A 23,923-nucleotide genomic window follows, 5' to 3' on the forward strand; every position below is an offset into this window, starting at 1 on the left:
GGCGAGCCCGGAGACGGGCTCATAAGCAATGGGGTTCTCGGTTGAACGCATCGCTCTTTTCAGCATCGAAGACTCTTCTCGCGGCTCTTCTGTCGGTGAGCCTGATGACGTTTGGCGGGACGGCTCAGTCCTTCGCCCAGACCGATGACGAAGAGGCCTCGGCACAAGTCGAGGAGACGGCGGAAAAAGCCGAAGACGAAAAGCCCGAGGATGCGAAGAATTCGCTCGCATCAATCGTCGTCGATCTGAAGACCGGCAAGGTTCTCTCTCAGTCGAACGCAACCGAGCGGCGTTATCCAGCCTCCACCACGAAACTGATGACCGCCTACCTCGCTTTGAAGGCTGTGAAGGTCGGATCGATAGGCTGGGATACGCCAGTCGTCATGACGCGTCAGGCTGCCAACGAGGCGCCGTCGAAGCTTGGTGTCCCGCCGGGATCGGTCATGCGTCTCGACGAGGCAGTCCGCACGATGCTTGTCAAATCGGCGAACGATCTTGCAACGGCCGTCGGCCAGACACTTGGCCACGGTTCGAACGAGACCTTCGTCGCGATGATGAACCGGACCGCCGGTCTCATCGGGATGCGCGATACGCGGTTCATAAACGCCCATGGCCTGCCGGGCGAAGGGCAGCATTCGAGCGCGAAGGATCTGGCAATCCTGGCAATGACGATCCGCGAGGAATTCCCGGAATACAAGGACTGGTTCGGCACCGAAGCCGTCGTCTTCAACGGCAAGCTCATGAAGAACGGCAACAAGCTGTTGGGCCGCTTCGACGGTGCTGAAGGGATGAAGACCGGTTATATCTGCGCCGGTGGCTTCAACCTCGTCTCGGCTGTGACGCGCGACGACCGCACCCTGATTGGCGTCGTTCTTGGCGCGAACGGCACGATCGAGCGTGAGACCCTTTCGGCCGAACTCTACGATGCCGCTTTCAAGGCCGACCCGGACGCGGACTACAAGACCGTGAAGGAACTGCCGATCGTGGGCGATGAAACGGAAACGCTCGATGTTTCCAGTTATATCTGCTCCGGTGAAGGTCGCACGGCACGCGCCAATGACCGCGTCAAGGACCGCAACGACCGGAGCACCGTCTACGGTTCGCCGCTGCTGCACGACATGGGCCGTTCGCCGAAGGCGATCCGCGTGTCGCTTGGCGGTGCCGCCGCCGGCGAACACTTCGAGGCGGGTATCTCGCTTATCGAGAATTATGGCATTCCGCTGCCGCACTTCCGTCCGCCTCAGCCACAGGACGCAGAGAACCTTCTCGCAGCCGCTGTACTGCGTGAGAGCGTCGACGAGCCGGGCAACGAGGTCGAAGCGGGCGATCGAACCGATCCAGCCGACAAAGCCACTCAGGAAGAGGTCACGGCGTCCGTGGAGATCGAAGGCGAGCGCGCGCCGGACATGCCGGTTCCACAATTTGTTTCGCGCTGAGCCGGGCTAAGCTTCGGGTTCCGGTGCTTAGATGCCTGCCGACAATCTGAAGCGCTTGTCCATGTCGGCCGACGCGCCCATCTCTCGGGGATGACCGAATCCCCGCCGTCGGCGCCCCGAAGCCGCACCCCGATCCGCCTGACGCTTCTCACCGGATTTCTCGGTGCGGGGAAAACCACCGTGCTCAACCGTCTACTGAGCGAGCCGTCCGTCACGGATACGGCGGTCGTCGTCAACGAATTCGGAGAGGTCGGCATCGATCAGATGCTGGTGGAAGCAGAGGTCAGCGATGGGCTGATCGAGCTTTCGGACGGTTGTCTGTGCTGTTCGGTGCGTGGCGAATTGGTCGAGACGCTCGAACGTCTAGCCGAACGGGAGAGGGAAGGGCGGCCGCTCGCCCGCGTTATCGTCGAGACGACCGGGCTTGCCGATCCGACGCCCATCCTCGCTGCGATCATGACCCATCCAATGCTCGCCAGCGCCTATGCCCTCGATGCCGTCGTCTGCGTCGTCGATGCCGTGAACGGAGAAACGAACCTTTTCGATCAGGTCGAAGCGGCTCGCCAGCTCGCCGTCGCCGATCGCATCCTTCTCACCAAATCCGATCTCGTGTCCGGGAACGGCGAGACGCTTCGTAGCGCAATCCGCAATGTGAACGGCCATGCCGACATCGTCGTATCGGGTGAGGCCGCGACGCTCGCCGAACATATCCTCGATTGCGGCTTGTCAAAGATGGACGGAACACTGGGTGATCCGGCTGACTGGCTGGGCCACGATCATGCCGGAGAACCGCATCACCATCACAGCCACCACCGGCACGGATCCGTCCGCTCGATGGCGCTCGTCCACGACGCGCCGATACCGGAACACGCGGTTTTTGCATTTCTCGAAATGCTCGGGAGCTTCGAGGGCGGCAAGATCCTGCGCATGAAGGGCGTAGTCCTGACGCAGGAATATCCCGATCGTCCGCTGGTGCTTCACGGTGTTCGCGGATACCTGCATCCGCCAGCGCGACTTCCTGCCTGGCGGAAAGACGCCACCCGCCAGTCGCGCCTCGTCATTATCGGCGATCACCTGAACGAAGACCGCGTCCGCGATCTGTTCGCCGCTTTCGCAGGTGAAGCTCGCACTGATGCCCCCGATCGCGCCGCAATCGAGGACAATCCGCTCGCGGTTCCCGGAATGAGGTTCAGTTGAAGTCGTCCGACGGATCGTCAGGAGGCACAGGTGTTTCTCCGGCCTCGACGATGAACCAAAGCGTTTTGCCCTCACGCCCGCTTTCGATCAGACAGTGGCTCGAGCCGGATACGAAATGCGGCAGATCGATCGCCGCCATCGGATCGTCTGCGATGATTCGCAGCCTTTCGCCAGCAACTGCACCATTCAACGCCTTGCGGGCCTTGAGCGTGGGCAGCGGGCATTTTAGCCCTGTGAGATCGAGATTTCGCATGGGCCGGGTCTGTGCCCTTCCGCCTTTTCCGCAACTTCGTGCCGTCTATATCAGGCGCGACGCCCGAACCCGAGACTCTGAAGGGACTATCGTTCGATGAGCACTTATACGGTTGCACCGGATACGATCGTCGAATTCTGGTGGAATGCCGGGCCTGACAAATGGTTTTCCAAGGACGAGGCCTTCGACGAGACGATCCGCAACCGGTTTCTGGATATCTACGAGCGGGCGGCCGACGGCCATCTCGACGACTGGATCGAAGAGCCGACCGGCGCACTCGCGCTCGTCATTCTGCTCGATCAGTTTCCGCGCAACATGTTTCGCGGCACGCCGCGCGCCTACGCGACCGATGAAAAGGCCAGGGAGATCGGCCGTCAGGCGCTTAACCGAGGCGATCATGAAACCGTCTCCGAAGAGATCAACCAGTTCCTTGCGATGCCGCTGATGCACTCGGAGAAGCTCGAAGATCAGGAGGCGTGCATCGAATGGATGAAACGCGTCGGCACCGAGCAGAATATCGAATACGCCCAACATCATCGCGATATCATCGCGCGCTTCGGACGCTTCCCCCATCGCAACGGGATACTCGGGCGCGACAGCACTGATGAAGAGAAAGAGTATCTGAAGGAAGGCGGATTCTCGGGCTGACGATCTGTCGTTAAGGCAGTATGACAATATTGCGGGAGCAGACGTCCGCGAAATTTTAAGGCTTCGGTGCGCATTTTCGGCAAATCCGATTACGTGTTCGCACAGACCGAGGCCCAAGCCGAATGTCCGCCATCAATCTCGCCACCGGGAAACAACTGGCCGACGAGCCTGCCGACCTCGAAAGCGGCATTCGGCCTACGCCTCGGGTCGAGGTGTCGGCGTGTGCCGACTATCCAGGTCGCAGCATTTCGATCTACGAGCCGAAGCACGCATTCGGCATGATCGACGAACTGATCCATCTCTCTGAGCGCTCGATTGAGCGCAATGTCTTCTACGATCCGCGCTTTCTGGTGCCGGCCATGCCGCGTCTCGAAGACCGGCGTGTCCGCCTTCTGGTTATTCGGGACGAGAACGAGAACCGCAGCCGGCTTCGTCTGCTTCTGCCCTTTTCTGTCGAACGGATCGGTCGCTTCGCCCGCAAGCAGGCCATCCGCGTCTGGAGCCATCCATTCGGGCCACTCGGTACGCTCCCGCTCGACGGGGACGATCCGGTCGGTACGCTCAAAAGCCTCGTTACCATGCTCGGAGGCTCCGATCTCGACTTTCCCGACGTCCTGATCCTTCCGGACCTACGGATAGAAGGCGGCATGGCATGGGCTGTCCAGCGATGCGCGGAAGAGCTCGATTTGCCGATCACGGTGGTCAACCGGTTCTCGCGTGCGGCGCTCACGCCCGGCGGTAGCCGTCGGCACATGATCGCGAACCACCTTTCCGGCAAGCGCATGCGGGAACTGAAGCGTGGCCGGCGCTGGCTGGAAAGTTTTGGCAAAGTAAATGTCGAGATCGCCCGCGAGCCGAACGCATTCCGCATTGCCCTTGAGGATTTTCTGATCCTCGAAGCTTCAGGCTGGAAGGGAAAGGCCCGCAGTGCGCTGACCAGCGATCGCTACCGTGCCGCTTTCGCCCGCGAGGCCCTCAATGCGCTCGCCGAAAAGGATCGCGCGCGCATCTTCACCCTGCGGCTCGATGGTGCGGCGATCGCCAGCATCGTGATGCTGATCGATGGCGGCGACGTCTATGCATGGAAGAGCGCTTACGACGAACGCTATGCGAAAGCCTCTCCCGGCCAACAGATCATGGCGGAGGCGACCCGGAGCCTGCTTGCAGACCCGACCATCCGCCGGGCCGATTCCTGCGCCCAGCCGGATCACTTCGTCATGAACCGCTTCTGGCGCGACAGAATAGAGGTTGGCACGATCGTCCTCGGCTTGAAAGCAGGGATCGATCGCGACGTAAAGGCGGTCGCGCACTCCATCGAAAAGTCGAAACGGACGGCAAACCGGGTCCGTCTCATGCGCGAGGCGATCATGTCGGCCTTTGGCCGATAGTGTTCATCCCTGCCTTTATTTTTCAGACTTGAGTGGAGCGAAACCTGGCGTTTTTCGTTCATCGAAAATCGCCACGAACAGACCAAAGCCCCATGAAATTTATCGCCACGTTCTCCGCCGTCATCCTCCTTGCCGGCAGCGCCCTTGCCCAGGATGCCTCCCAAGGCAGCGGAGAGGCCGCCGGCCAGGCGGCTGAACAGCAGACACAGCCGGCCGGCGACCGTCAGACGGCGGCAACGTCGCAGGTTCTCGTCCCCATCGACAACGAGGAAACCCCGGTGCCGGCCCTCAATCTCATGGCGGGTCAGGTCGCAGAGATGAATGTCATTGGATCGGACAACGAAGAGATTGGCGAGGTTTCGGAGGTTCTTGGCGATCAGAATGGCGTGCCGCAGGCCGTCGTCATCGAGGTCGGAGGATTTCTTGGCCTCGGCGAAAAGCGGATTGTTCTGATGCTCAATCGGCTTTCTCTCGATCTGGGCCGTTTGCGCACAAGCCTGACGGCAAACGAGATCAGCGAGCTACCGGAATTTCAGGGCTGATCGCGCTCAGACCCTTGGCCGTATATCTTTGTGGTTTGAGTGGCAGTTTGAGAGCCCGGCTATGTCTTTTCGGCATTATTCCCGGTCGCTAAAATACCAGGCTTAACTGCGTTTCAATCATCTGCTTGCAGGTTAGAGGACGAATTGCATGATCCGGACCTGAGGCCGAAGCTTGCGAACCCGCGAGCGCGTTGCTTCGGCATTGCAAGATGGGGGCCTGATCCCGGTGTATTTCAGAGTGTTCGATTGTTGGCGCTTCATCGCGGCCCTGCTCATCATGACCTACCATTTCCTCTTTTGGGGACCGGCGGGGTCTGAGGTTGCAATCGAATATCTTTACCGGCTTCTGCCGCTCCTCGACATGTTCTTCATGATTTCGGGCTTCTTCATCACCAGCCGGTACGCAAGCCGTCTCAATTCTCTCGCCGATTACGGTTCGTTTTTCAGGCGCCGCGTTGCGCGGCTCTACCCGCTGCATCTCCTGACAACGCTCTTTTTCGTCTGCGCGGCGATTTATGCCTGGTCGGTTGACGCACACAACTATCCGTGGGCGCTCGATCTCGGAAGTCTACCCTATCACCTTCTGGGCATCCATGCCTTGGGCTTCACGCCGGATCTTACCCTCAACTACGTCTCATGGTCGGTGAGCGCGGAGTTTTTCTCCTATGCGATGTTCCCGGTGATCGTGGTCGCCTTGCGTCATCGCGGTTTGGTCGGCCTTCTGATGGTGATCCTCGGCTATCTCGCCATCCTCGAATTTGCCTCCGCCATGGGCTTCTTCCCGAGCGGCCACTGGACCTCCGCCGATACGTTCGGAGCCTATCGTGCCTTTTGCGACTTCATGATCGGCGGTCTTCTGGCGCGGATCGTTGCGTCGGAACGGCTTCAACTCCGGTCGCCGCTGCCCGGTATCCTTATCATGGCCCTTGCGGTCCTCTCCATGCTGACGCTTCAGCCGTGGTACGTCGTCTTCGCGCTTCTCATTTTCTCGCTGTTGACGAGCGCTCTGGCCGAAACCCAGAACCCTCAGTCCACGCAGGTCGTCGATTTCGCAATGCCGGTGACCGCCGCAGCCTTCGGCGTCTACATCTGGCATCCGGTTTTCGAGTTCATCTTCCTTCGCGCTGTTTGGGACCGTTGGCTGGAATCGACGGGTTGGATCAGCTTCTACGCGTTCATGATCGTTCCGATGATCGTGACAATTGCCGTAGCGGTGGTTTCCTTCCGCGTCCTCGAACCGGCCATGGCGAAGATGATCGTCGGTCCACGACCCGCCGGCACGCCGCGCAGTGGAGCGATGCAGACCACCTGACTGCGTGGCTGACCGAAGTTTTCGCGGAAGCTCGAAGAAATGTTCCGCCGCCTGAAACGGCATGGAGAACACCTCCGCAGAGCGAGAATGCTTCGAACTCCCGGTATGAAATCTTGAGACCCTGTGGTATCGGCGCCAAATCATTCCTACATCGGACGCCAATCCGGGTGATCGAAGTCGAACTCCGAGGCGAGGCGGAGCGATCCCGACTTTCAACTTCCCGGCGCGGCGGAAAAACAATCGAATGAAGCCTCGGTGCTTAACGCACCGGGCTGAAGGTCCTTGAAGGACGGACGATTACGGTGAGGCGACATCCGGTCGACGGACCGGACAGGCTGCCCCCGCTCGGTCCGTCGAAGCAGTTTGGAAGTTTGAATGAAGGCCGATTACTACGAAACGCTCGGCGTGTCCCGCGATGTGGACGAAAAGGGGCTGAAGAGCGCATTTCGCAAGCTCGCCATGAAGTATCACCCCGATCGCAATCCCGGCGATACCGATGCCGAGGCGCGGTTCAAGGAGCTGGGCGAGGCTTACGAAGTCCTGAAAGACCCGCAGAAGCGATCGGCCTATGACCGGTTCGGCCATGCCGCGTTCCAGAACGGCGGCGGCGGTGGTGGGGCCGGCGGCTTCCGCGGCGACTTCTCTTCCTCCATGGCCGACATCTTCGACGACATCTTCGGCGAGATGATGGGCGGCCGGGGCAGACCCCGCCAGTCCGGCGGCGGCACATCTGGCCGTGAGCGCGGGTCCGATCTTCGCTACAACATGGAGATCAGTCTCGCCGAGGCCTTCAGCGGCAAGACGGCGGAGATTTCGGTGCCGACGACGATCCAGTGCGACGTCTGTACCGGAAGCGGCGCACGTCCCGGCACCACGCCGTCCTCCTGTCCGACATGTGGCGGCGTCGGCCGCGTTCGGGCGGCGCAGGGCTTCTTCTCGATCGAGCGCACCTGCCCGACATGTCAGGGCAGGGGGTCGGTCATTACCGATCCGTGCGACAAGTGCGGCGGCGACGGCCGGCTGCCGGAAGAGCGCACGCTTCAGGTCAATATTCCGGAAGGCATCGAGGACGGAACGCGCATCCGCCTTGCCGGCGAAGGCGAAGCCGGACTTCGTGGCGGTCCTGCCGGCGATCTCTACATTTTCCTGTCGATCGCGCCGCACGAATTCTTCCAGCGCGAGGGCGCCGATCTCTATTGCAGCGTCCCGATCTCGATGACCAAGGCGGCACTTGGCGGCTCCTTCGAGGTTCAGACGATCGACAACGGCACCGCGCGGGTCAAGCTTCCCGAAGGGACCCAGACCGGCAAGCAATTCCGTTTGAAAGGCAAGGGCATGCCCGTGCTGCGCTCGCCGCAGACTGGTGATCTGTTCATCCAGGTCATGGTCGAGACGCCCCAGAGCCTGTCGAAGCGCCAGCGCGAGCTTCTCGAAGAGTTCGACGAGATCGGTTCGAAGGAGAATTCACCGCAGACAAACGGTTTTTTCTCGCGCATGAAGGACTTTTTCGAGAACCTAAGCGACTGATCGCGCGTTGGGTCTGAGTGAACAGCGTCGGGTTCACGAGCCGAGCGCAGGCTCGTGAACGCTCCGAGACGTCTATATCTTCCGCTAGCTTCTTATATGAAGATTTCGTATGTGCCGGTCTTTCGGCACTTCATCGTGTAGCAAGCAGGGACCCTCGACCACATGTCGCTTCTGGAGCCACTTTCACCGTCGGTGACGCAGCCGTCCCTGCCCAAGCCCAAGCTGCTGCGCCGTCCGTTGAATATCGGTGACGAAGCCCGCTTCTTCACGACATGGCTGCGCCGACCCCTGACGATGGGCGCGGTTTCGCCTTCCTCGCGTCAACTCGGCGAAACCATGGCCGCTTACGTGCCCGATCCTACCGGCTTTGACGAACACTCTGCGGTTCTGGAGCTCGGTCCGGGAACAGGGGTCGTCACCGAATGCCTGATCAAGCGCGGCGTGCCGGAAAGGGCCCTGATTCTCGTCGAATATTCGGCTGAATTCTGCGAACTCCTCAAGACTCGTTTTCCGCTGGCAAAGGTCATTCAGGGCGATGCCTATGCAATCGCCGCCGATCTGGGAACGGTGACAGGCGGTCGTCGCCTGGAGGCGGTGGTTTCGGGCCTTCCGCTTCTGACCAAACCAGACGCGATGCGCGAAGAGGTGGTCCGTCACCCGCTGAGCGTGATGGCCGATGGAGCGCCGTTCATCCAGTTTTCTTATTCGCTGACCTTGCCGGTTAAGCCGGCCGCAGTGAAGGCGGAAGTCGAAACGAGCCCTTGGGTGAAACGCAATCTTCCGCCAGCCCGCGTCATCGTCTATCGCGCGGCGTGAGCATTTCATTCCACTGTCACGAATTATCCGACTATTGGTCTCGCCCTTGTCCTGTGCTGCGCTGCGGCTAGAACGAGGAAGACGGGCACACGCGATCCTGCGTCTCGTCCGAAGGTCAGCGAACGGATTTCGAAATGGCAGACAATTCGAAAATACTGGAACGGGACGCCAAGAACGACGATCTGGGTCCGTTCCTCGCGAACTGGGTTCGTCATCCGATCTCGATGGGCGCAGTGGCTCCCTCAAGTCGGCAATATTGCCGGACTATGGTCGAGCACTCCAGCGTCGAGCTGGACGGGCCCATTCTGGAGCTCGGGCCGGGCCTCGGAGCTGTTACCCGCGCGATGCTTGAAAAAGGCGTCGATCCGGCCCGTATCACCTCGATCGAGTTCGAGGAGAATTTCGCCGATGCGCTGAGACAGAGGTTTCCGGAAGTGAACGTCATCCACGGCGACGGCTTCGACCTCGATAAGACGCTAGGCGATCGCAAGGACGAAAAGTTTGCGGCGATCCTCTTCGCCATCCCGATCACATCGCAGAAGGCGAGCTGGCGGCAGGATCTGTTTCGCGACTACTTCGGGCGTTTGCGTTCCGGCGGTAACATCACCCAGCTTTCCTATATGTGGAAGCCGCCTGTGCCAGCCGTTCCCGGCGTCTTCTCGGTCCGTTCGACCGATATCGTCTGGAACAACATTCCGCCGGCCCGCGTCTGGATCTACGAGCAGGATCTCGCCTTTTCGGAGATCGACGCTTGAATCCCAAAATCGCGATCATCGTTGGCTCCACTCGGACAGGGTCCTTCAACAAGCAGCTCGCGATGGAGGCTGCACGCCATCTGGCCAAGACCGACGTCAAGCTGACTCTGCTCGATCTCTCGGATTACCCGCTTCCGATCTATGACGGCGATACCGAAAGCGAGGACGGCGTTCCGGAAAACGCCTTCAATCTTGCCCGCCAGATCGCGCGGCAGGACGGATTGCTGCTGGTTTCACCAGAATACAACTCATCCGTACCGCCGCTTCTGAAGAACACTGTGGATTGGGTGAGCCGCGTCCGACGTATCAGTGATCGGCCAGTGTTGCCGTTCAAGGGGCTGGTCGTGGCGCTCGCTTCAGCTTCCACAGGCCAGGGCGGTGGTCGTCGCGGCCTCGAAGCCTGGCGTTCTGTCATGCGCAATGTGGGCGCCGAGATCATCACCGCGCAATGCACCGTGCCGAACGCACGGGAGGCCTTCGACGAGGATGGTGGTATCGCGGCCGATCACGTGCGGATGCAGTTCGATGCGCTTTTGGAATCGTTCATCGACGTGACCCGCAGCCTGGCGCGAACGCTCGATCAGGATTGATCGCGATCCACTCCGTTCAGGCGTCGACCCGGTCTTGCAGGCTGCCGGCAAAATGGCTTGAGTCGCGTATCTTCAGGACGGGCTTGATCAGTACCGTCTCGTCGCTCGCCGGATTGCCGGCCAGACGATCGAGCAGAGCGCCCGCCGCCCGATGGCCGACTTCCGCTTGACCATTCGAGACCGTGGTCAGGGAAGGCATCGCGATCTCGGCCTCGGCGATGTCGTCGTAACCGACGACTGCGACATCGACGCCGGGCGTCAAGCCGGAGCGTGCAAGGCCGTACATGAAGCCGAGCGCCACCATGTCCGAAAAGCAGACGACTGCCGATGGGCGATGTTTCATCTGGGTAAAGCTCTGGGCTGCCTGGAAGCCCGCGTCGCGGCTGCGTGGCCCTTCGATGCGCCATTCGGGTTTCGGCTCGATGCCGGCCTTCTGAAGCGCCGACCGCCAGCCGGATGCCCGGTCCCGCCCGGTCGAAGTCTGCGACGTACCCCCAACCATAGCGATTTCGCGGTGACCCTCCGCGATCAGGTGATCGACCGCAAGCGCCATGCCGAACGCGTCGTCGCCCCGAAAGCCGCAGACGCCGGCCCCTTCTATCGTTCGCGCGATCAGAACGGTTGGCAGGTCGTTGCCTTCGGCGAGCTTGATGTCCTCGGCCGGCGTGCCGACGGCCGGCGAAAGAATCAGTCCATCCGCACCCAGCTGAAGCAACGTATCGACGAAAGCGCGCTGCTTAGAGAGATCGTCGTAATGGTTCGAGAGAATGAAGGTTTGCTGCCGGCGGTCGAGCTCGTGCTCGACATATTTCAGGATCTCCCCGAAGAAGGGGTTCATCACGTCATGAACGCAGACCCCGACGATGCCTGAGCGCGAGGTGCGTAAGGAGGCCGCACGGCGGTTGTAGATATAGCCAAGCTCGCGGGCCGCCGCCTTGATCTTGTCGCGCGTCACGTCGGCGACGAGAGGGCTGTCGCGCAAGGCGAGCGAAACGGTTGCGGTTGAAACGCCCAGTTCGTCCGCGATCGTCGATAGTTTGACTTTTTGCGCCACCGGCCCTCGTCACGCTTCGGTCATGTCCCGTCCCCGATCTATGGCAAAAGCCACGAGAAAGCGCAAAGCGCAGGCGATTTTCCGTTTTCGATGGGCTGTTTCAATCGCCATTCGCCACATCGTCCGGCATACCACCGAAATTGATCTCGATCTGCTTCAGATACTTGAGAAAGGCCTTCTGTTCTTTCTCCGACAGACCTTTGAGAGCCGTCTTGCGGAACCGCTTCCTGATCGTCTTGAGGTCCTTTGCCGCCATCCGGCCTTCGACGGTGAGGAAGGCACGGCTCTGGCGCGAATCGCTGGAAGCGAGGCGTTTCTCGACAAAGCCCTGCGCTGAAAGTCGGGCGATCGTCTTCGTGATCGTCGGCGGGCGAACCGAGAGCAGGTTTGCGAGATCTTTCAGCGAAATCCCTTCGTTCTCGCTGATGGCGGTCAGAACCGTATCCTGCCCTGGGTGGAGGCCGATCGCCGCCAGCTCCTGCCCGCTCGCGCCGCGCACGGTTCGCGATGTCCGCGCCAACTGGCCCAAAACGTCTTTTTTGCCGCGCGCCATGCCATCCTCTTCCCAACCTCTCTCTTGACCATGTGGAAACGATCGCCTCTTGTCCACCAAGCCCGTGCCCGGCGAAGGAGGAGCAAGGACGAACGGCGATGCAGCGCTTTTTCGAAGACTGGACCACCGAGGAGATTGCCGAGGCGAGGGCCGACCTCCCGAATCTCGTGCCGATCCTTCCGCTCGCGGCGATTGAGAGCCACGGTCCGCATCTGCCGCTCGGCACCGATATGATCCTGGCGCGCGAAATGGTCTATCTCGTCGACGAGCGGGCCGAGGACGACTGGCCGGGCATCTTCCTCCCGGTCCAGAGCTTCGGTGTCTCGACCGAGCACACGCATTTTACCGGAACGATCGATCTCGGCTGGCGCGCCATGGGTGAGACGATCCTCGCGATCGGGCGTAGCCTCAACCGCGCTGGTTTCACGAAAATGGCTCTGGTGAACGCCCATGGCGGCAATGCCGCGATGATGGGGCAGATGGCTGTCGATCTGCGCGCCGAGACGGGGATGATGGCCGCGACATGCTCATGGCTGAGGTTCGGATATCCGGATGGATTGCTCCCCGAAAAAGAACTTTCGGAGGGCATCCATGGCGGCGCCGTCGAGACCAGCCTCATACTGCACTTCCGGCCCGATCTCGTGCGGATGGAAAAGATCGGAAATTTCCGGTCGCGTCAGGCGGAAATGCGCGAAGAAAACCGATATTTGACCGCGCATGGCCGGCTCGGCTTCGGCTGGATGTCCGACGACCTCAACCCGGCGGGGGTCGTCGGGGACAGTTTGCTCGCAGAGCCAGAGATCGGCCGGGCGATCGCCGAGCATCAGGCTGATGCGTTTATCACGTTCATCGACGAGGTCGCAGCCTTCGATGCGGCACGGGCTCCTAGAGAGGTCCTGTGAAAAAGATCGTCGGTGAGTTGGCGATCCGAGCGGCCCGCAAGCTGGTCGAATCCGCACTCGGACAACCGAACATCTTTCCGCAGATCCGGTCCGATCTCATGGCGATCTGTAATCGGCTCGACCGGGCAGAGGAGAGCGCAGAACTCCAGAACGAGCAATGCGAGATTCTGGAAGCCTATATCGGAATCGCGCGTAGGCAGCGCCTTTCACCGAAAGACGAAGCTATGCTGACCGAACTGGCACGACAGCTGGCTTGAGATTTGCGCCATACCTTTCGGCGTCAGTCCACCTTCCTTTCAATCGAGTGCACGATGTTCGTGCATTTCGATTTTGAAGATCATATATGCGCGCGGAAGCTGGAATAAGGAGCCATCCATGTCCGATGCCGTCAGCCAGAACGTCGCCACTCCGGCGGCCGAGAGCAATCCGATCCCGGTCACCGTCCTCACCGGCTATCTCGGCTCCGGCAAGACGACGCTGCTCAACCGCATTCTTTCAGAAGATCACGGTCGCAAATATGCGGTGATCGTCAACGAGTTCGGCGAGATCGGCATCGACAACGACCTCATCGTCGAGAGCGACGAAGAGATCTACGAGATGAACAATGGCTGCGTCTGCTGCACGGTGCGCGGCGATCTCGTGCGCGTGGTCGAGGGGCTGACTCGTCGCAAAGGCCGCTTTGACGCAATCCTCGTCGAGACGACCGGCCTTGCCGATCCGGTGCCGGTCGCCCAGACCTTCTTCATGGACGAGGATGTGCGGGCCAAGACCGAACTCGACGCAGTCGTCGCCCTCGTTGATGCCAAGCATCTGCCGCTTCGCCTGAAAGATTCGCGCGAGGCCGAGGACCAGATCGCTTTTGCCGACGTCGTGCTCCTCAACAAGACGGACCTCGTTTCGCCCGAAGACCTCGCCACTGTCGAAGCGACCGTCAGAGCCATCAATCCATACGCCGTTATCCACCGGACTGAGCGCGCCGGGATCGATCTCACCAAGGTCCTCGGCCAGAAAGCCTTCGATCTGAAGAAGGTTCTCGACCACGATCCGGATTTTCTGGACGAAGCGAGCCATGCCCATGACGATCACGTCTGCGGCCCGGACTGCGATCACGATCACCACCACCACGGTCACGACCATGGCCATGATCACCACCATCATCACGATCATGCCCATGGTGAAGCCTCGGCCATTCACGACGTGACGGTGACCTCGATCTCGCTCAAGGCGGGCGAACTCGATCAGAAGAAGTTCTTTCCGTGGATTCAGGCGCTTACCCAGGAGGAGGGCCCGAACATCCTCCGCCTCAAGGGCATCATCGCCTTCGACAACGATCCGGACCGCTACGTCGTCCAAGGCGTTCACATGATTATCGAGGGCGATCACCAGCGCGCTTGGCGAGCCGACGAGAAGCGCGAGAGCCGTCTCGTCTTCATCGGCCGCGATCTTAATCGAGAAGAGCTGGAAGCGGGCTTTGCTGCCTGCGCCTCCCGCGTCAGCGCCCCCGCCGAGGCCTGAACCGTTTCATGCCCTCGATTGCCCCTTACGATCTCGGCGAATTCGTCGAGCGCGCCGTCTTTCTTGGCGATATGCCTGCCTTTGCGCTTGCTGATGGAACCGTCCATCTGCCGGCCGGCGGTGGCTCGGTGCTGACAGCACATGACGGCGGACTTCTGACGGCATCCTTCGATGCCTATTCGAACCGCCTCCTCACCGGCGGCGAGGACGGGCGCGTCATGGCGATCGATGCAAAGGGGGCGCTGAGCGAGCTCGCGTCGATCGGGAAAAAGTGGGTCTCGACTGTCGCTGGCGGCCCCAATTCGGCCGTTGGCTTCGCCTCGGGGCGAAACGCTTATGCCCGTACCAAGGATGGCGCAGTGCTGGAGCGGGCCTTCCCGCGCACCGTCGAGGGCATCGCCTTCGCGCCGAAGGGTTTGCGCTGCGCCGTCGCGCGTTATGACGGCGCTTCGCTCTATTTTCCTGCGACCGAGGCCGAACCCGTCTTCCTCGAATGGAAGGGCGCGCATCTGGGCGTCAGCTTCTCGCCGGACGGAAAATTCGTCGTCACAACAATGCAGGAAAACGCTCTGCACGGCTGGCGCGTTTCCGATGGCAAGCACATGCGCATGACCGGCTATCCGGCCAAGGTGAAGGACTGGTCCTGGTCCGCCAAGGGCAAGTACCTTGCCACTACCGGCGCGCCCGCTGCGATCCTCTGGCCGTTCTCCGGCAAGGATGGGCCGATGGGCAAGGCGCCGCTCGAACTCGGCACGCGTGGAGACGTGATGGTAACCGCGGTCGCCTGTCATCCGGATGAGGATATGCTGGCGATCGGGTATTCCGACGGGATGATCCTCGCCGTGCGCTTCGCAGATTCCAAAGAAGCGCTTTTGCGGCGCGGCGGCAATTCAGCGGTCCGCACCATGGCCTGGGACAAGGGTGGGCGCATGCTCGCCTTCGGCTCCGAAGGGGGCGAGGCGGGCGTCGTCGACATTGCTGGATAGCTGCGTGTCGAAGGCGCAAATTTGACACCTGCGGTTGACAGGTTGGCCGCACATCTTTCCAAAAGAGCCGCGAACTTTCACCCTTGTGCCCGTCTGTGTCCGATCACTGGAGTGCCAATCGGATATGAAATTGGGGTGCACCGGCGGAGCTGATCCATGATTAGCATCTCGCCGTGCCGAGAGCCGAAAAAGTCGTAACATCTTAAAGTTTCATGCAGAGCTTATCGATAACTTCGCCCAGAAGTAAGCCGCGTAGAAGGCAACTCAAAATGGGACGGAAGGATCGTGTTCAGAACAGAAGACCGGCGTGAAACGCCCCTGATCGCGGCCGCTGGCGGTCTTTCCTTCGGAGCGATGGCCATCCTGGCCGCGATGATCGACAGCGGACGGTTCGAACTTACCGACTCTCCTCCAATTCCAGCCTATGTATCCAAAGATACCACGCTCTCCGGTGCTAAGCTGCGTGGTGAACCGCAGCTGATACTGGACAAGTCGCTAAATGGGCAAGAAGCAGCGCCGGCAGCCTCTGCGGAGCACGCTAAGGAAAGTCCCTTGCCTGCGATCACCGGCGAACGGCTCGCCACAAATCTGAACATCCTGTTCTGGCTGATAGCGGCCCTCCTGACCTGCGGTCTGGCGCTCCTGGGGCTGCTGGCCGAAACGCGGCGGAAGGCACGCAAGAGCGCAATGACGGACGAATTGACCGGCCTTCCCAACCGGCGCGCGTTCAGTAGCTATGTTGAGCAGTACTTTGTCGATTGCGCCGGTAAGGCGGATACGAAGGTTGCGATGCTCATCTTCGATATCGACAATTTCAAGCTCGTAAACGACGAGCACGGTCATGAAGGTGGTGATCTGCTCCTCAAGGCGTTCTCTGACCGTATTTCCGAGACAATCGGCTCCGGATGCCTGTTCGCCCGCCTCGGCGGCGACGAATTCGCTATCGCGCTTTTCGGGAACGATGCGGACGATCGGGCACGCCAGACAGCACGCTGCCTGATCGCGCTTGGCGAAAAGGCGTATGAGATTTCCGACCGGACCATCTCGGCAACGACCAGCATCGGTGGCGTCGTCTGTAGCTGTGAGCTGATCGACGTGGCGGCGATCATGCGCCGGGCCGATATCGCGCTCTACAGCGCGAAAGAAAACAAACGGAGCACAGCCTGCTTCTACGACGAGTCGATGGAGCTCGTGGTCACCAAGCGTGCGGCGCTGATGCGCGATCTGCGCCATGCGGTGGAGAACGGCGAGCTTTCGCTCCATTTCCAGCCGATCGTTGAATTGGCCGCCTCCAAACTGGTCTCCTTCGAAGCCCTGTTGCGCTGGCGGCATCCGAGCCGCGGTTTTGTTTCGCCCGGCGAGTTCATCCCCATCGCGGAGGAAAGCGGCCTCATCTTGCCGATCGGCCTTTGGGTTATCGAGGAAGCCTGTTCCATCGCAGCCGGCTGGCCGGATCATATCCGGTTCACGGTCAATCTTTCACCGCGCCAGTTCAGCGATGAGCGACTGGTTCCGACGATCCTCGATGCTCTGGGCAAGAACGCTGTCGATCCGCAGCGGATGACCGTCGAGCTGACGGAGACGGCGATCATCGACCACGACGGCAAGGCTCTTACCGCTCTGAAACAACTGCGTGCGAAGGGTGTGAAGATCGCGCTCGACGATTTCGGAACGGGCTTCGCCTCGCTCAGCTATCTCACCCGTTTTCCGTTCGACGTGGTCAAGATCGACCAGAGCTTCGTGCGCGAGGCCAGCCGCAACAACAATGCCGACCTCGTCATCGCCTCGATCTGCGATCTTGCGGCGCGTCTCGGCCTTGATACGGTGGCGGAGGGTATCGAGAGCCTCGATCACCTGGAGCTAGTCCGCAAGGCCGGCTGCAACCGGGGACAGGGCTATCTTTTCGGCCGCCCCGAGCCGGCGATCGACTGCGCCACGCGGATCGCCATCGAAACGCTTCGCGGCGTCAGCGTCGAAACGGTCAAGCCCATCGAAGGCCGAGGGATTGCAAACGCGGTCTGATTCGAGAAGCCGAAAACCTTCTATCTGAGAATCATGACGCTTGGCATTGAGGCGATGCGCCGAATATGGCATATCGCGCTGCAGCAAGCCTTGGAATGACGCGGCTGGATGAGTTCCGCGATACGAGGCGCACTTTTGCCTCCAAGGACTCCTCATGTCACTTCCCACCACGAGCAAGCCGCTCGCGGACGCTCTGTCGAACCGCGGCTATGATCAGCTCACCGATGTCCAGACTGCTGTTCTGGACGAAGCGCTCGCCGAGCGCGATCTTCTCGTTTCCGCCCAGACCGGCTCGGGCAAGACCATTGCCTACGGTCTGGCCATGGCTGGCACGCTGCTCGGCGAGGCCGAGCGCTTCGGCGGGGCCGGCGAGCCTGTCGCCCTGATCGTTGCCCCGACGCGTGAACTCGCCATGCAGGTGACGAACGAACTCACCTGGCTCTATGCCGGCACGGGCGCCAAGCTTGCCACCCTTGTCGGCGGCATGGACCCGCGCGCCGAACGCCGTCGTCTGGGTGAGGGCGTCCATATCGTCGTTGGCACGCCGGGCCGCCTGCGCGATCACCTGACGCGTGGCGCCTTGCAGATCGGTAAGCTGAAGGCACTCGTCCTCGACGAGGCCGACGAGATGCTCAATCTCGGATTCCGCGAGGATTTGGAATTCCTGCTTCAGGCGACGCCCGCCGAACGCCGCACATTGCTCTTCTCGGCGACGCTGCCGAAGACGATCATCCAGATGACCCGGAACTATCAGCGCAACGCGCACCGGATCGAGATCGCGAAGGGCCAGAGCGGTCACGCCGACATCGAATACCGTGCGGTGCGTATTGCGCCGAACGAGGTCGAGCACGCGGTGACGAACGTCCTGCGCCATGCCGAACAGCCGAGCGCAATCGTCTTCTGCAACACGCGCGAGACCGTGCGCCATCTCTCGTCTGGCCTTATCGAGCGCGGCTTTGCCGCCGTCACGCTCTCCGGCGAACTCGGGCAGGCCGAGCGCAATCAGGCGATCCAGGCTCTGCGCGATGGACGGGCGCGGGTCTGCGTTGCGACCGACGTTGCCGCACGCGGGCTCGACCTGCCGAGCCTCGGCCTTGTCATCCATGCCGATCTTCCGAGCGATGCCGAAACCCTGCAGCACCGCTCCGGTCGTACGGGCCGGGCAGGGCGCAAGGGCGTCTCGGTCCTCCTCGTTCCGATCTCGCGCCGGCGCAAGGCAGAGCGCCTCCTCGCAGAGGCACGGATCAACGCGACCTGGGGCGCGGCGCCTTCCGCCGACGAAATCCGTCAGGCCGACGAAGCCCGCTTGATCGCCGATCCCGTTTTCGCCGAAGAGCCGAACGAAGAGGATGCCGCTGCCGCCGCGCGGCTCTTGGAAAGCCATTCCGCGGAAGCGCTCGCAGCCGCTTTCGTGCGCCAATGGCGCGCACGCATGCCCTCGCCGGAAGACGTGTTCGATCCGAATTTCGGCCCTGATCCGAAGGGCGGCCGTCCTGCCGAGCGCGGGGACGGCAAGCCGAAGAAGCACGAGCGCGGCGGGCCGAGCGTCTGGTTCCACATGGATGTCGGCCGCAAGAACAACGCCGACCCGAAATGGCTGCTGCCGCTTCTGTGCCGGCGAGGCAAGATCACCCGAGACGACATCGGCGCGATCCGCATCTTCGATCGCGAGACCAAGTTCGAGATTTCCGAGAGCGTCGCCAAGCGCTTCGCCAAGGATGCCGAGGTTAGCGACGGCGACGACATCACCATCACCCTCGCCGACGGCGCGCCCGGCCCCGACCGCAAGGGCGGGAAGGGACCGAAACCCGGCGGCAAGCCGAAATTCAAGAAGGATTTCGGCAGCGGCGCACCGGCGCGCGGCAAGCCACGCCAGTCCAAGCCGAAGGCGGCGAAGGCGAAAGCTTCTTCCAGAGGCTGATCCGGCTCTTGTTTACAGCCGGGAGAGAAGCTCCGCTTTCTTGGCGGCAAACTCTTCTTCGGTGAGAATGCCCTCGTTCTTCAGCTCGGCGAGGCCGCGCAGGAGGGCCAGCGGGTCGCCGGCCGGCTTTTCGGCGCGGTCGGAGGGAGCCGCTTTGGGTGCCTTCGGCTGAGGAACGGTGGGCACCTCCGGCAAGATCGGCTCTTGGCGGTGGGCCGAGGGTGGCGACTCAGGTTCAGGTTGCGGGAGTGCGGGGGACGCGTCCTTTGAATCGATCTCCGCAGCGGAGTCTCTCTCTTCCTGTTTGAAGGATGCTTCGGCTGCAGCAGGTGAGGGTGGGGTGTACCCTTGCGTCTGCGACTGAAAGTTTCCTGGACCCGCTGAGGTGAACGCCGATTGAGACTGTGATCCCGTGTTGATCGGGGAACTGTTGGCGGGATAGGACCGCGAGTCCTTTGCCTCCTCAACCGTACCGCCATCCACGATCTTGAGATCGCCCGGCTCGATCGATCCGAACTGGCTTGAGAAGCGCAAGCTCGAGGTGCCGCCCTGCTGCTGAGAGACGCCGCCGATCTGGTGATGGCCGGTATCGTAGACCGTCACCTTTCCGCCCGTCTCGATCGCCAGCCGCGCGGTGCCGGGGAAGACGGCGTACCGAATGCCGTTCTGAGCGCCGCTGGAGGAAGGCTGCCCGAGCTCTTCGGGCCACCACTGGCTCTGCGTCCCCAAGCCAAAACCATCCGACCTTGCCGTACGCATCGGCAGGTCGCCGCGGGCGAGCGAGCCGGACACCATATCGGCCAAAGTGCCGACCCGGCCTTTCAGCACATTGTTGAACATGTCGCCGATCATCAGCATTCCGCCGGCCGACCACTGCCCAAAGCCGCCAAGCTCCGAATGGTTGAACTGGGCCATCGTGCCGTTGCCGGCGCGCAGCGCTTCGGCCATGGCGCGCACGGCGTCCTCCGAGAAACCGGTCGAGGATGAGATACGGGCGATCTCTCGGGCGTCGTCCATGGCAGGGTCCTGTTCGCGAAGATCAGATTGCCATCTCAACGGATCGGCTTGGCCGTCCGCGATGGTCTTTTATGGAAGATGGGGTGTCACCTTCGTTATCGCATCCGGCCGTCAGTCGCCAGATGGAAGGCTCATTCGCCGAGAAGCGCATTCATCGAGCAGACGAGACCACTCGGCTCGTAGTTCAGTTCGAGATCGCCACCGAATTCGGCGCTGAGCGACTGTTGTATCAGGCGTGAGCCAAAGCCTTTTCTCTCGGGCACGCTAACAGTTGGGCCATCGCTCTCGCGCCATTCGAAGGTCATCCTCTGCCCCTCGGCGCGGCGCGGTTCCAGTGTCCAGTGGATACGTACCTTGCCGTCGTCATTTGAGAGCGCACCGTATTTCGTCGCATTCGTCGCGAGTTCATGCAGCGCCAGCGACAGGGCAAGCGCCTGCCGGGCCGTGAGCATGGTTTTCGGCCCACCCCAGACCAGCCGCTCGGCACGCCCCGGATGGTGGATGACGAGAGTGCGCGCGACGACGTCCGCTATCGGCGCTGACGTCCAACTCGTCTCGACGAGGATATCGTGCGCCTTGGCAAGAGCCGCAATCCGGCCGGTGAAGGCATTGAGCCCATCTTGTGGATTCGTGGCCCGCCTTATGGTCTGGTTCGCGATGGCAGTCACCATGGCGAGCGTATTCTTGACGCGGTGCTGAAGCTCCCGGGTCAGAAGCGACTGGCGCTCCTCGGCGAGTTTTTCCTCAGTGATGTCACTGACGGCGCCGACGAAACGGATGGTCTGGCCATTCGAAACGATTGTCTGGCCCTTTGCCTGGACATGGCGGACGAGGCCGTCCTCCTTGCTGACGGTCCTGTAGACGATATCGTAGTCGGCGCCGATGTTTGGATCGAGCGTTCTGTTCACGGCCGCCATGACACGCTCACGGTCGTCGGGATGAACGCCGTTCACAAACGTGTCGTCATAGGTGATGTTGTCGCCGCCGAAAATGCCGAACATCGCCCGGCAGCGTTCGTCCCACATGAGCTTGCCGGCAACGATGTCGTAGTCGAAGGTGCCTATGTTGGCCGCCTCGTGCGCAAGCCTCAGCCGCGTCTCGGTCTCGACCAGGGCCAGTTCAGCCCGCCTGCGGCGCGTGTAGGTCCAGGCGCGCGAAAGGATCTCGCGAACGAATGCGATGTCGTCCGACGACCACGGACGCGGACGGTCGTCGTGGACATAGAATATCATCTTCAGTTCGCCGCGCTCGACTACCGTGATGTTGACGAGCGAGCGAACCGATATCGAGGCGAAGCGATCGCTGAATTCCGATGTTCGCGGATCGCTGGCGATGTCGTTGATGGCGACGAGGCCACCGCTTAGCGAGCTGCGAAACTCGTCGCCGTATTTTCGCAGATCGAAGTCTCCGCTAAGGACACCGACGTCTTCGGCTGTCCATTCGTTGACGATCGTCGCGGTCCGTCCCTCGCCGCTGACAGTCGCGTAGCCCACCCGCGCGACATCCAGCGCTTCGCCGAGGATCGTCAGTGCGTTCATCGCATATTCGTTCGGCTCCATCTCCTTCAGGAGATCGTCCCCGAGGCGCAAGAGAGCGGCCTGACGGAGCGAACGCTCTTTCTCGGCGGTGATATCGACGATCGCGCCCGGAAACCGAATGGGTTGGCCATTCTCATTCAGAAAACAGCGCCCGCGACTGAAGATCCAGCGCAGGCGCCCTTCGGAGTCGATGGTCCGGTATTCTTCGATGAAGGGCGCGCCGGTCTCGGAAGCGATGCGAATCTTTTCGGTCACGCGTCCGCGGTCGTCCGGGTGGATACCATTGACGAAGGCTTCGAGCGTCGCGCCGGTCTCGGCCGTTTCAGGCGGCAGGCCGAATACGGATGCGAAACGGGCATCGGCCCAGATTGTGTTCGTTTCCACGTCCCAGTCGAAGGTTCCGACGATCGCGGAGGCGTCGAGGGCCATTTGCAGCCGTTCCTGGCTGGTCTTCAGCTCGTTCTCCGCCAGGACCTCACGGGTCCGATCCCGCAGGATCTTGATGTAGCCCACCGCTTCGTCGTGGTCATCGTAAAGCGGCATCATCTCGCCGGAGGCAAAGAAACGCGAGCCGTCGGCTTTCATGTGCCAGCGTTCGTCGCGAGCCTTACCTTCGGTCAGGGAAATGCGCATTTCCTTGACATGGACATCGTTCGCAATGTCCTCGGGCGTGAAGATCGTATCGATCGAGCGGCCGACGATCTGGCGTTCGGACCAGCCGAGCACGTCCTCTGCCGCCTCGTTCCAGGTGGTGATTGTTCCGTCGAGATCGGTCGCGACGATCGCATAATCTACCGCGCTTTCGACGATCATCCGGTAGACGTCGTCGGTCCCGCGCATCGCCCGGCGCGGCTGCCTACGCGAACTGTCTTGGACTTCTCTCTGGCTTGCGACGGATGCCAGTTCGGCTTCGGCACGCGAGAGGCGCAGACGCAAATCTTCGTTCTCAGCTTGCAGCGAGGCAAGGCGGTAGTCATGCGTCAGCGTCGTCATCCCCCAATCCATGTCGGAAATTTCATCAGCGGCCAAAAGGACGCATGTTAATTGAGAGCACGATCATTTGATAGTTATTCTACCGATAGGCAAGGGTGGAAGGCTAGCGACCACCTTTAATTTTGCCTTTCAAACACTTACGCCGCTGTTGCGATATGTACCGATATAGCGCTTTCTTCGCTTGCAACAGAGCCGTTTGAGACCAAGTCGATCTCGCCGGTCGGCCGGATGAGACCGGATGCGCCGAAAAGGGCGCCATTAGCAAGTTCGAGCGCCAGAAGACGGCGCGCTTCGAAGGGGCCAGGCATGGCAAGGCCAGCGGTCGCGAACGTAGAGAAGCCGAACCGAGCATAATATTCCGGATCGCCCACGAGAATGATCGCACCGTGGCCGAGCGCTTTTGCAGCGGCAATGGCATGACGCATCATTGCGCCGCCGAGACCAAGCCCCTGCGCGGCAGGATCGATCGCAAGCGGACCGAGCAGGAGTGCGGGCACCGCCACATTTTCGCGCGAACCAGCCGAGATGTGCCAGAGCCGAACTGTACCGAGCAGCGAAGCATCGGGAGCCATTGCCGCAAAAGCGAGCCCCTCGGCGGGTAGGCGGCCCCGCCGGATCGTTTCGGAGGACTTGCGCGTCCGGCCTAGACCCATCGCCCGGTCGAGCAGCGCCTCGCGTGCAGGCACATGCGCCTCTGTCTCCGCGACGATGGCGAAGGCAGCCGGAGCGGGCAGAAAGGCGATGGAGGGCAGGTCGAACGCTGACGGCTGAACCGGGGATGCAGCGGTAGCGGTATCGGCGAAGGGAACATGAAGCATGACGGACCACCCATGATGTCAGGCGGTTGACGAATGCCGTTCAGATGAGAAACGGCGCGCGGGATGCTGACCCGGCGCGCCATTGGCGCCGGATCAGGACTTTCGGCTTCTTCGTCGAAGCAGGGAGGCTCTGATCGGTC

General features: G+C 61.4%; 22 protein-coding genes. 16 read left to right on the top strand and 6 right to left on the bottom strand.

Going from position 1 to position 23,923, the window contains the following annotated elements; all coding sequences use genetic code 11:
- The first annotated feature begins 41 nt into the window (after positions 1–41).
- Both ABRA89_RS11555 and ABRA89_RS11560 read left to right on the top strand, forming a co-directional pair.
- Positions 42–1,436, top strand: a complete 1,395-nt coding sequence (locus ABRA89_RS11555) for a D-alanyl-D-alanine carboxypeptidase family protein (protein ID WP_349941625.1) — start codon at positions 42–44, stop codon at positions 1,434–1,436.
- 90 nt (positions 1,437–1,526) lie between these two features.
- Positions 1,527–2,633 (top strand): CobW family GTP-binding protein, encoded by a 1,107-nt coding sequence (locus ABRA89_RS11560; RefSeq protein ID WP_349941626.1) that lies wholly within the window; start codon positions 1,527–1,529, stop codon positions 2,631–2,633.
- Here the strand turns inward: ABRA89_RS11560 and ABRA89_RS11565 are convergent.
- Positions 2,626–2,886, bottom strand: coding sequence for a sulfurtransferase TusA family protein (locus ABRA89_RS11565; RefSeq protein WP_349941627.1), 261 nt, complete (start codon positions 2,884–2,886; stop codon positions 2,626–2,628). The genes ABRA89_RS11560 and ABRA89_RS11565 overlap by 8 nt on opposite strands.
- A gap of 96 nt (positions 2,887–2,982) precedes the next feature.
- Here ABRA89_RS11565 and ABRA89_RS11570 point away from each other — a divergent pair, with 96 nt between their 5' ends.
- From ABRA89_RS11570 to ABRA89_RS11605, 8 genes are all read left to right on the top strand, one after another.
- A complete protein-coding gene (locus ABRA89_RS11570) occupies positions 2,983–3,534 on the top strand; it encodes a DUF924 family protein (protein ID WP_349941628.1) in 552 nt (183 codons plus the stop codon).
- A 122-nt stretch (positions 3,535–3,656) separates the two neighbouring features.
- Complete coding sequence (locus ABRA89_RS11575) at positions 3,657–4,922, top strand: GNAT family N-acetyltransferase (RefSeq protein WP_349941629.1); 1,266 nt, start codon at positions 3,657–3,659, stop codon at positions 4,920–4,922.
- A gap of 92 nt (positions 4,923–5,014) precedes the next feature.
- Entirely contained in the window at positions 5,015–5,464 is a 450-nt protein-coding gene (locus tag ABRA89_RS11580) for a PRC-barrel domain-containing protein (RefSeq protein WP_349941630.1), read from the top strand.
- Positions 5,465–5,702: 238 nt separating this feature from the next.
- Positions 5,703–6,776 (top strand): acyltransferase family protein, encoded by a 1,074-nt coding sequence (locus ABRA89_RS11585; RefSeq protein WP_349941674.1) that lies wholly within the window; start codon positions 5,703–5,705, stop codon positions 6,774–6,776.
- A 375-nt stretch (positions 6,777–7,151) separates the two neighbouring features.
- Positions 7,152–8,303 carry a molecular chaperone DnaJ gene (gene dnaJ, locus ABRA89_RS11590; protein ID WP_349941631.1) on the top strand — a complete coding sequence of 384 codons (1,152 nt, stop codon included), beginning with the start codon at positions 7,152–7,154 and terminating at the stop codon, positions 8,301–8,303.
- Between the two features lie 162 nt (positions 8,304–8,465).
- The gene (locus ABRA89_RS11595; RefSeq protein ID WP_349941632.1) at positions 8,466–9,119 is read left to right on the top strand and encodes a class I SAM-dependent methyltransferase; all 654 of its coding nucleotides are present in this window, start codon (positions 8,466–8,468) and stop codon (positions 9,117–9,119) included.
- A gap of 134 nt (positions 9,120–9,253) precedes the next feature.
- A complete protein-coding gene (locus ABRA89_RS11600; RefSeq protein WP_349941633.1) occupies positions 9,254–9,874 on the top strand; it encodes a class I SAM-dependent methyltransferase in 621 nt (206 codons plus the stop codon).
- Positions 9,871–10,464 carry an NADPH-dependent FMN reductase gene (locus ABRA89_RS11605; RefSeq protein WP_349941634.1) on the top strand — a complete coding sequence of 198 codons (594 nt, stop codon included), beginning with the start codon at positions 9,871–9,873 and terminating at the stop codon, positions 10,462–10,464. Before ABRA89_RS11600 ends, ABRA89_RS11605 begins: the two co-directional genes overlap by 4 nt.
- Before the next feature lie 16 nt (positions 10,465–10,480).
- Here ABRA89_RS11605 and ABRA89_RS11610 read toward each other — a convergent pair whose 3' ends face one another.
- Positions 10,481–11,518, bottom strand: coding sequence for a LacI family DNA-binding transcriptional regulator (locus ABRA89_RS11610; RefSeq protein WP_349941635.1), 1,038 nt, complete (start codon positions 11,516–11,518; stop codon positions 10,481–10,483).
- Positions 11,519–11,618: 100 nt separating this feature from the next.
- The gene (locus ABRA89_RS11615) at positions 11,619–12,071 is read right to left on the bottom strand and encodes a MarR family winged helix-turn-helix transcriptional regulator (RefSeq protein ID WP_349941636.1); all 453 of its coding nucleotides are present in this window, start codon (positions 12,069–12,071) and stop codon (positions 11,619–11,621) included.
- Between the two features lie 98 nt (positions 12,072–12,169).
- On the opposite strand from ABRA89_RS11615, the gene ABRA89_RS11620 reads away from it, so the two are divergent.
- The 6 genes from ABRA89_RS11620 (at position 12,170) to ABRA89_RS11645 (ending at position 19,417) form a co-directional block, all read left to right on the top strand.
- A complete protein-coding gene (locus ABRA89_RS11620) occupies positions 12,170–12,973 on the top strand; it encodes a creatininase family protein (RefSeq protein WP_349941637.1) in 804 nt (267 codons plus the stop codon).
- Positions 12,970–13,230 carry a hypothetical protein gene (locus tag ABRA89_RS11625; RefSeq protein ID WP_349941638.1) on the top strand — a complete coding sequence of 87 codons (261 nt, stop codon included), beginning with the start codon at positions 12,970–12,972 and terminating at the stop codon, positions 13,228–13,230. Before ABRA89_RS11620 ends, ABRA89_RS11625 begins: the two co-directional genes overlap by 4 nt.
- A gap of 118 nt (positions 13,231–13,348) precedes the next feature.
- Positions 13,349–14,488, top strand: a complete 1,140-nt coding sequence (locus ABRA89_RS11630) for a CobW family GTP-binding protein (protein ID WP_349941639.1) — start codon at positions 13,349–13,351, stop codon at positions 14,486–14,488.
- Positions 14,489–14,496: 8 nt separating this feature from the next.
- The gene (locus tag ABRA89_RS11635; RefSeq protein WP_349941640.1) at positions 14,497–15,474 is read left to right on the top strand and encodes a WD40 repeat domain-containing protein; all 978 of its coding nucleotides are present in this window, start codon (positions 14,497–14,499) and stop codon (positions 15,472–15,474) included.
- A 285-nt stretch (positions 15,475–15,759) separates the two neighbouring features.
- Positions 15,760–17,496, top strand: a complete 1,737-nt coding sequence (locus ABRA89_RS11640) for a putative bifunctional diguanylate cyclase/phosphodiesterase (RefSeq protein ID WP_349941641.1) — start codon at positions 15,760–15,762, stop codon at positions 17,494–17,496.
- Between the two features lie 154 nt (positions 17,497–17,650).
- On the top strand, positions 17,651–19,417 hold the full coding sequence (locus ABRA89_RS11645; RefSeq protein WP_349941642.1) for a DEAD/DEAH box helicase: 1,767 nt from the start codon (positions 17,651–17,653) through the stop codon (positions 19,415–19,417).
- A 12-nt stretch (positions 19,418–19,429) separates the two neighbouring features.
- Here ABRA89_RS11645 and ABRA89_RS11650 read toward each other — a convergent pair whose 3' ends face one another.
- The 3 genes from ABRA89_RS11650 to ABRA89_RS11660 all read right to left on the bottom strand — a co-directional run bounded on the left by ABRA89_RS11650 (position 19,430) and on the right by ABRA89_RS11660 (position 23,783).
- Positions 19,430–20,434 (bottom strand): SHOCT domain-containing protein, encoded by a 1,005-nt coding sequence (locus ABRA89_RS11650; RefSeq protein WP_349941643.1) that lies wholly within the window; start codon positions 20,432–20,434, stop codon positions 19,430–19,432.
- Positions 20,435–20,565: 131 nt separating this feature from the next.
- Positions 20,566–22,965, bottom strand: a complete 2,400-nt coding sequence (locus ABRA89_RS11655; RefSeq protein WP_349941644.1) for a PAS domain-containing sensor histidine kinase — start codon at positions 22,963–22,965, stop codon at positions 20,566–20,568.
- A 137-nt stretch (positions 22,966–23,102) separates the two neighbouring features.
- Positions 23,103–23,783 carry a GNAT family N-acetyltransferase gene (locus ABRA89_RS11660; RefSeq protein WP_349941645.1) on the bottom strand — a complete coding sequence of 227 codons (681 nt, stop codon included), beginning with the start codon at positions 23,781–23,783 and terminating at the stop codon, positions 23,103–23,105.
- Positions 23,784–23,923: the final 140 nt, after the last annotated feature.

The organism is Fulvimarina thalattae (genome assembly GCF_040239565.1).
Classification (GTDB): domain Bacteria; phylum Pseudomonadota; class Alphaproteobacteria; order Rhizobiales; family Rhizobiaceae; genus Fulvimarina.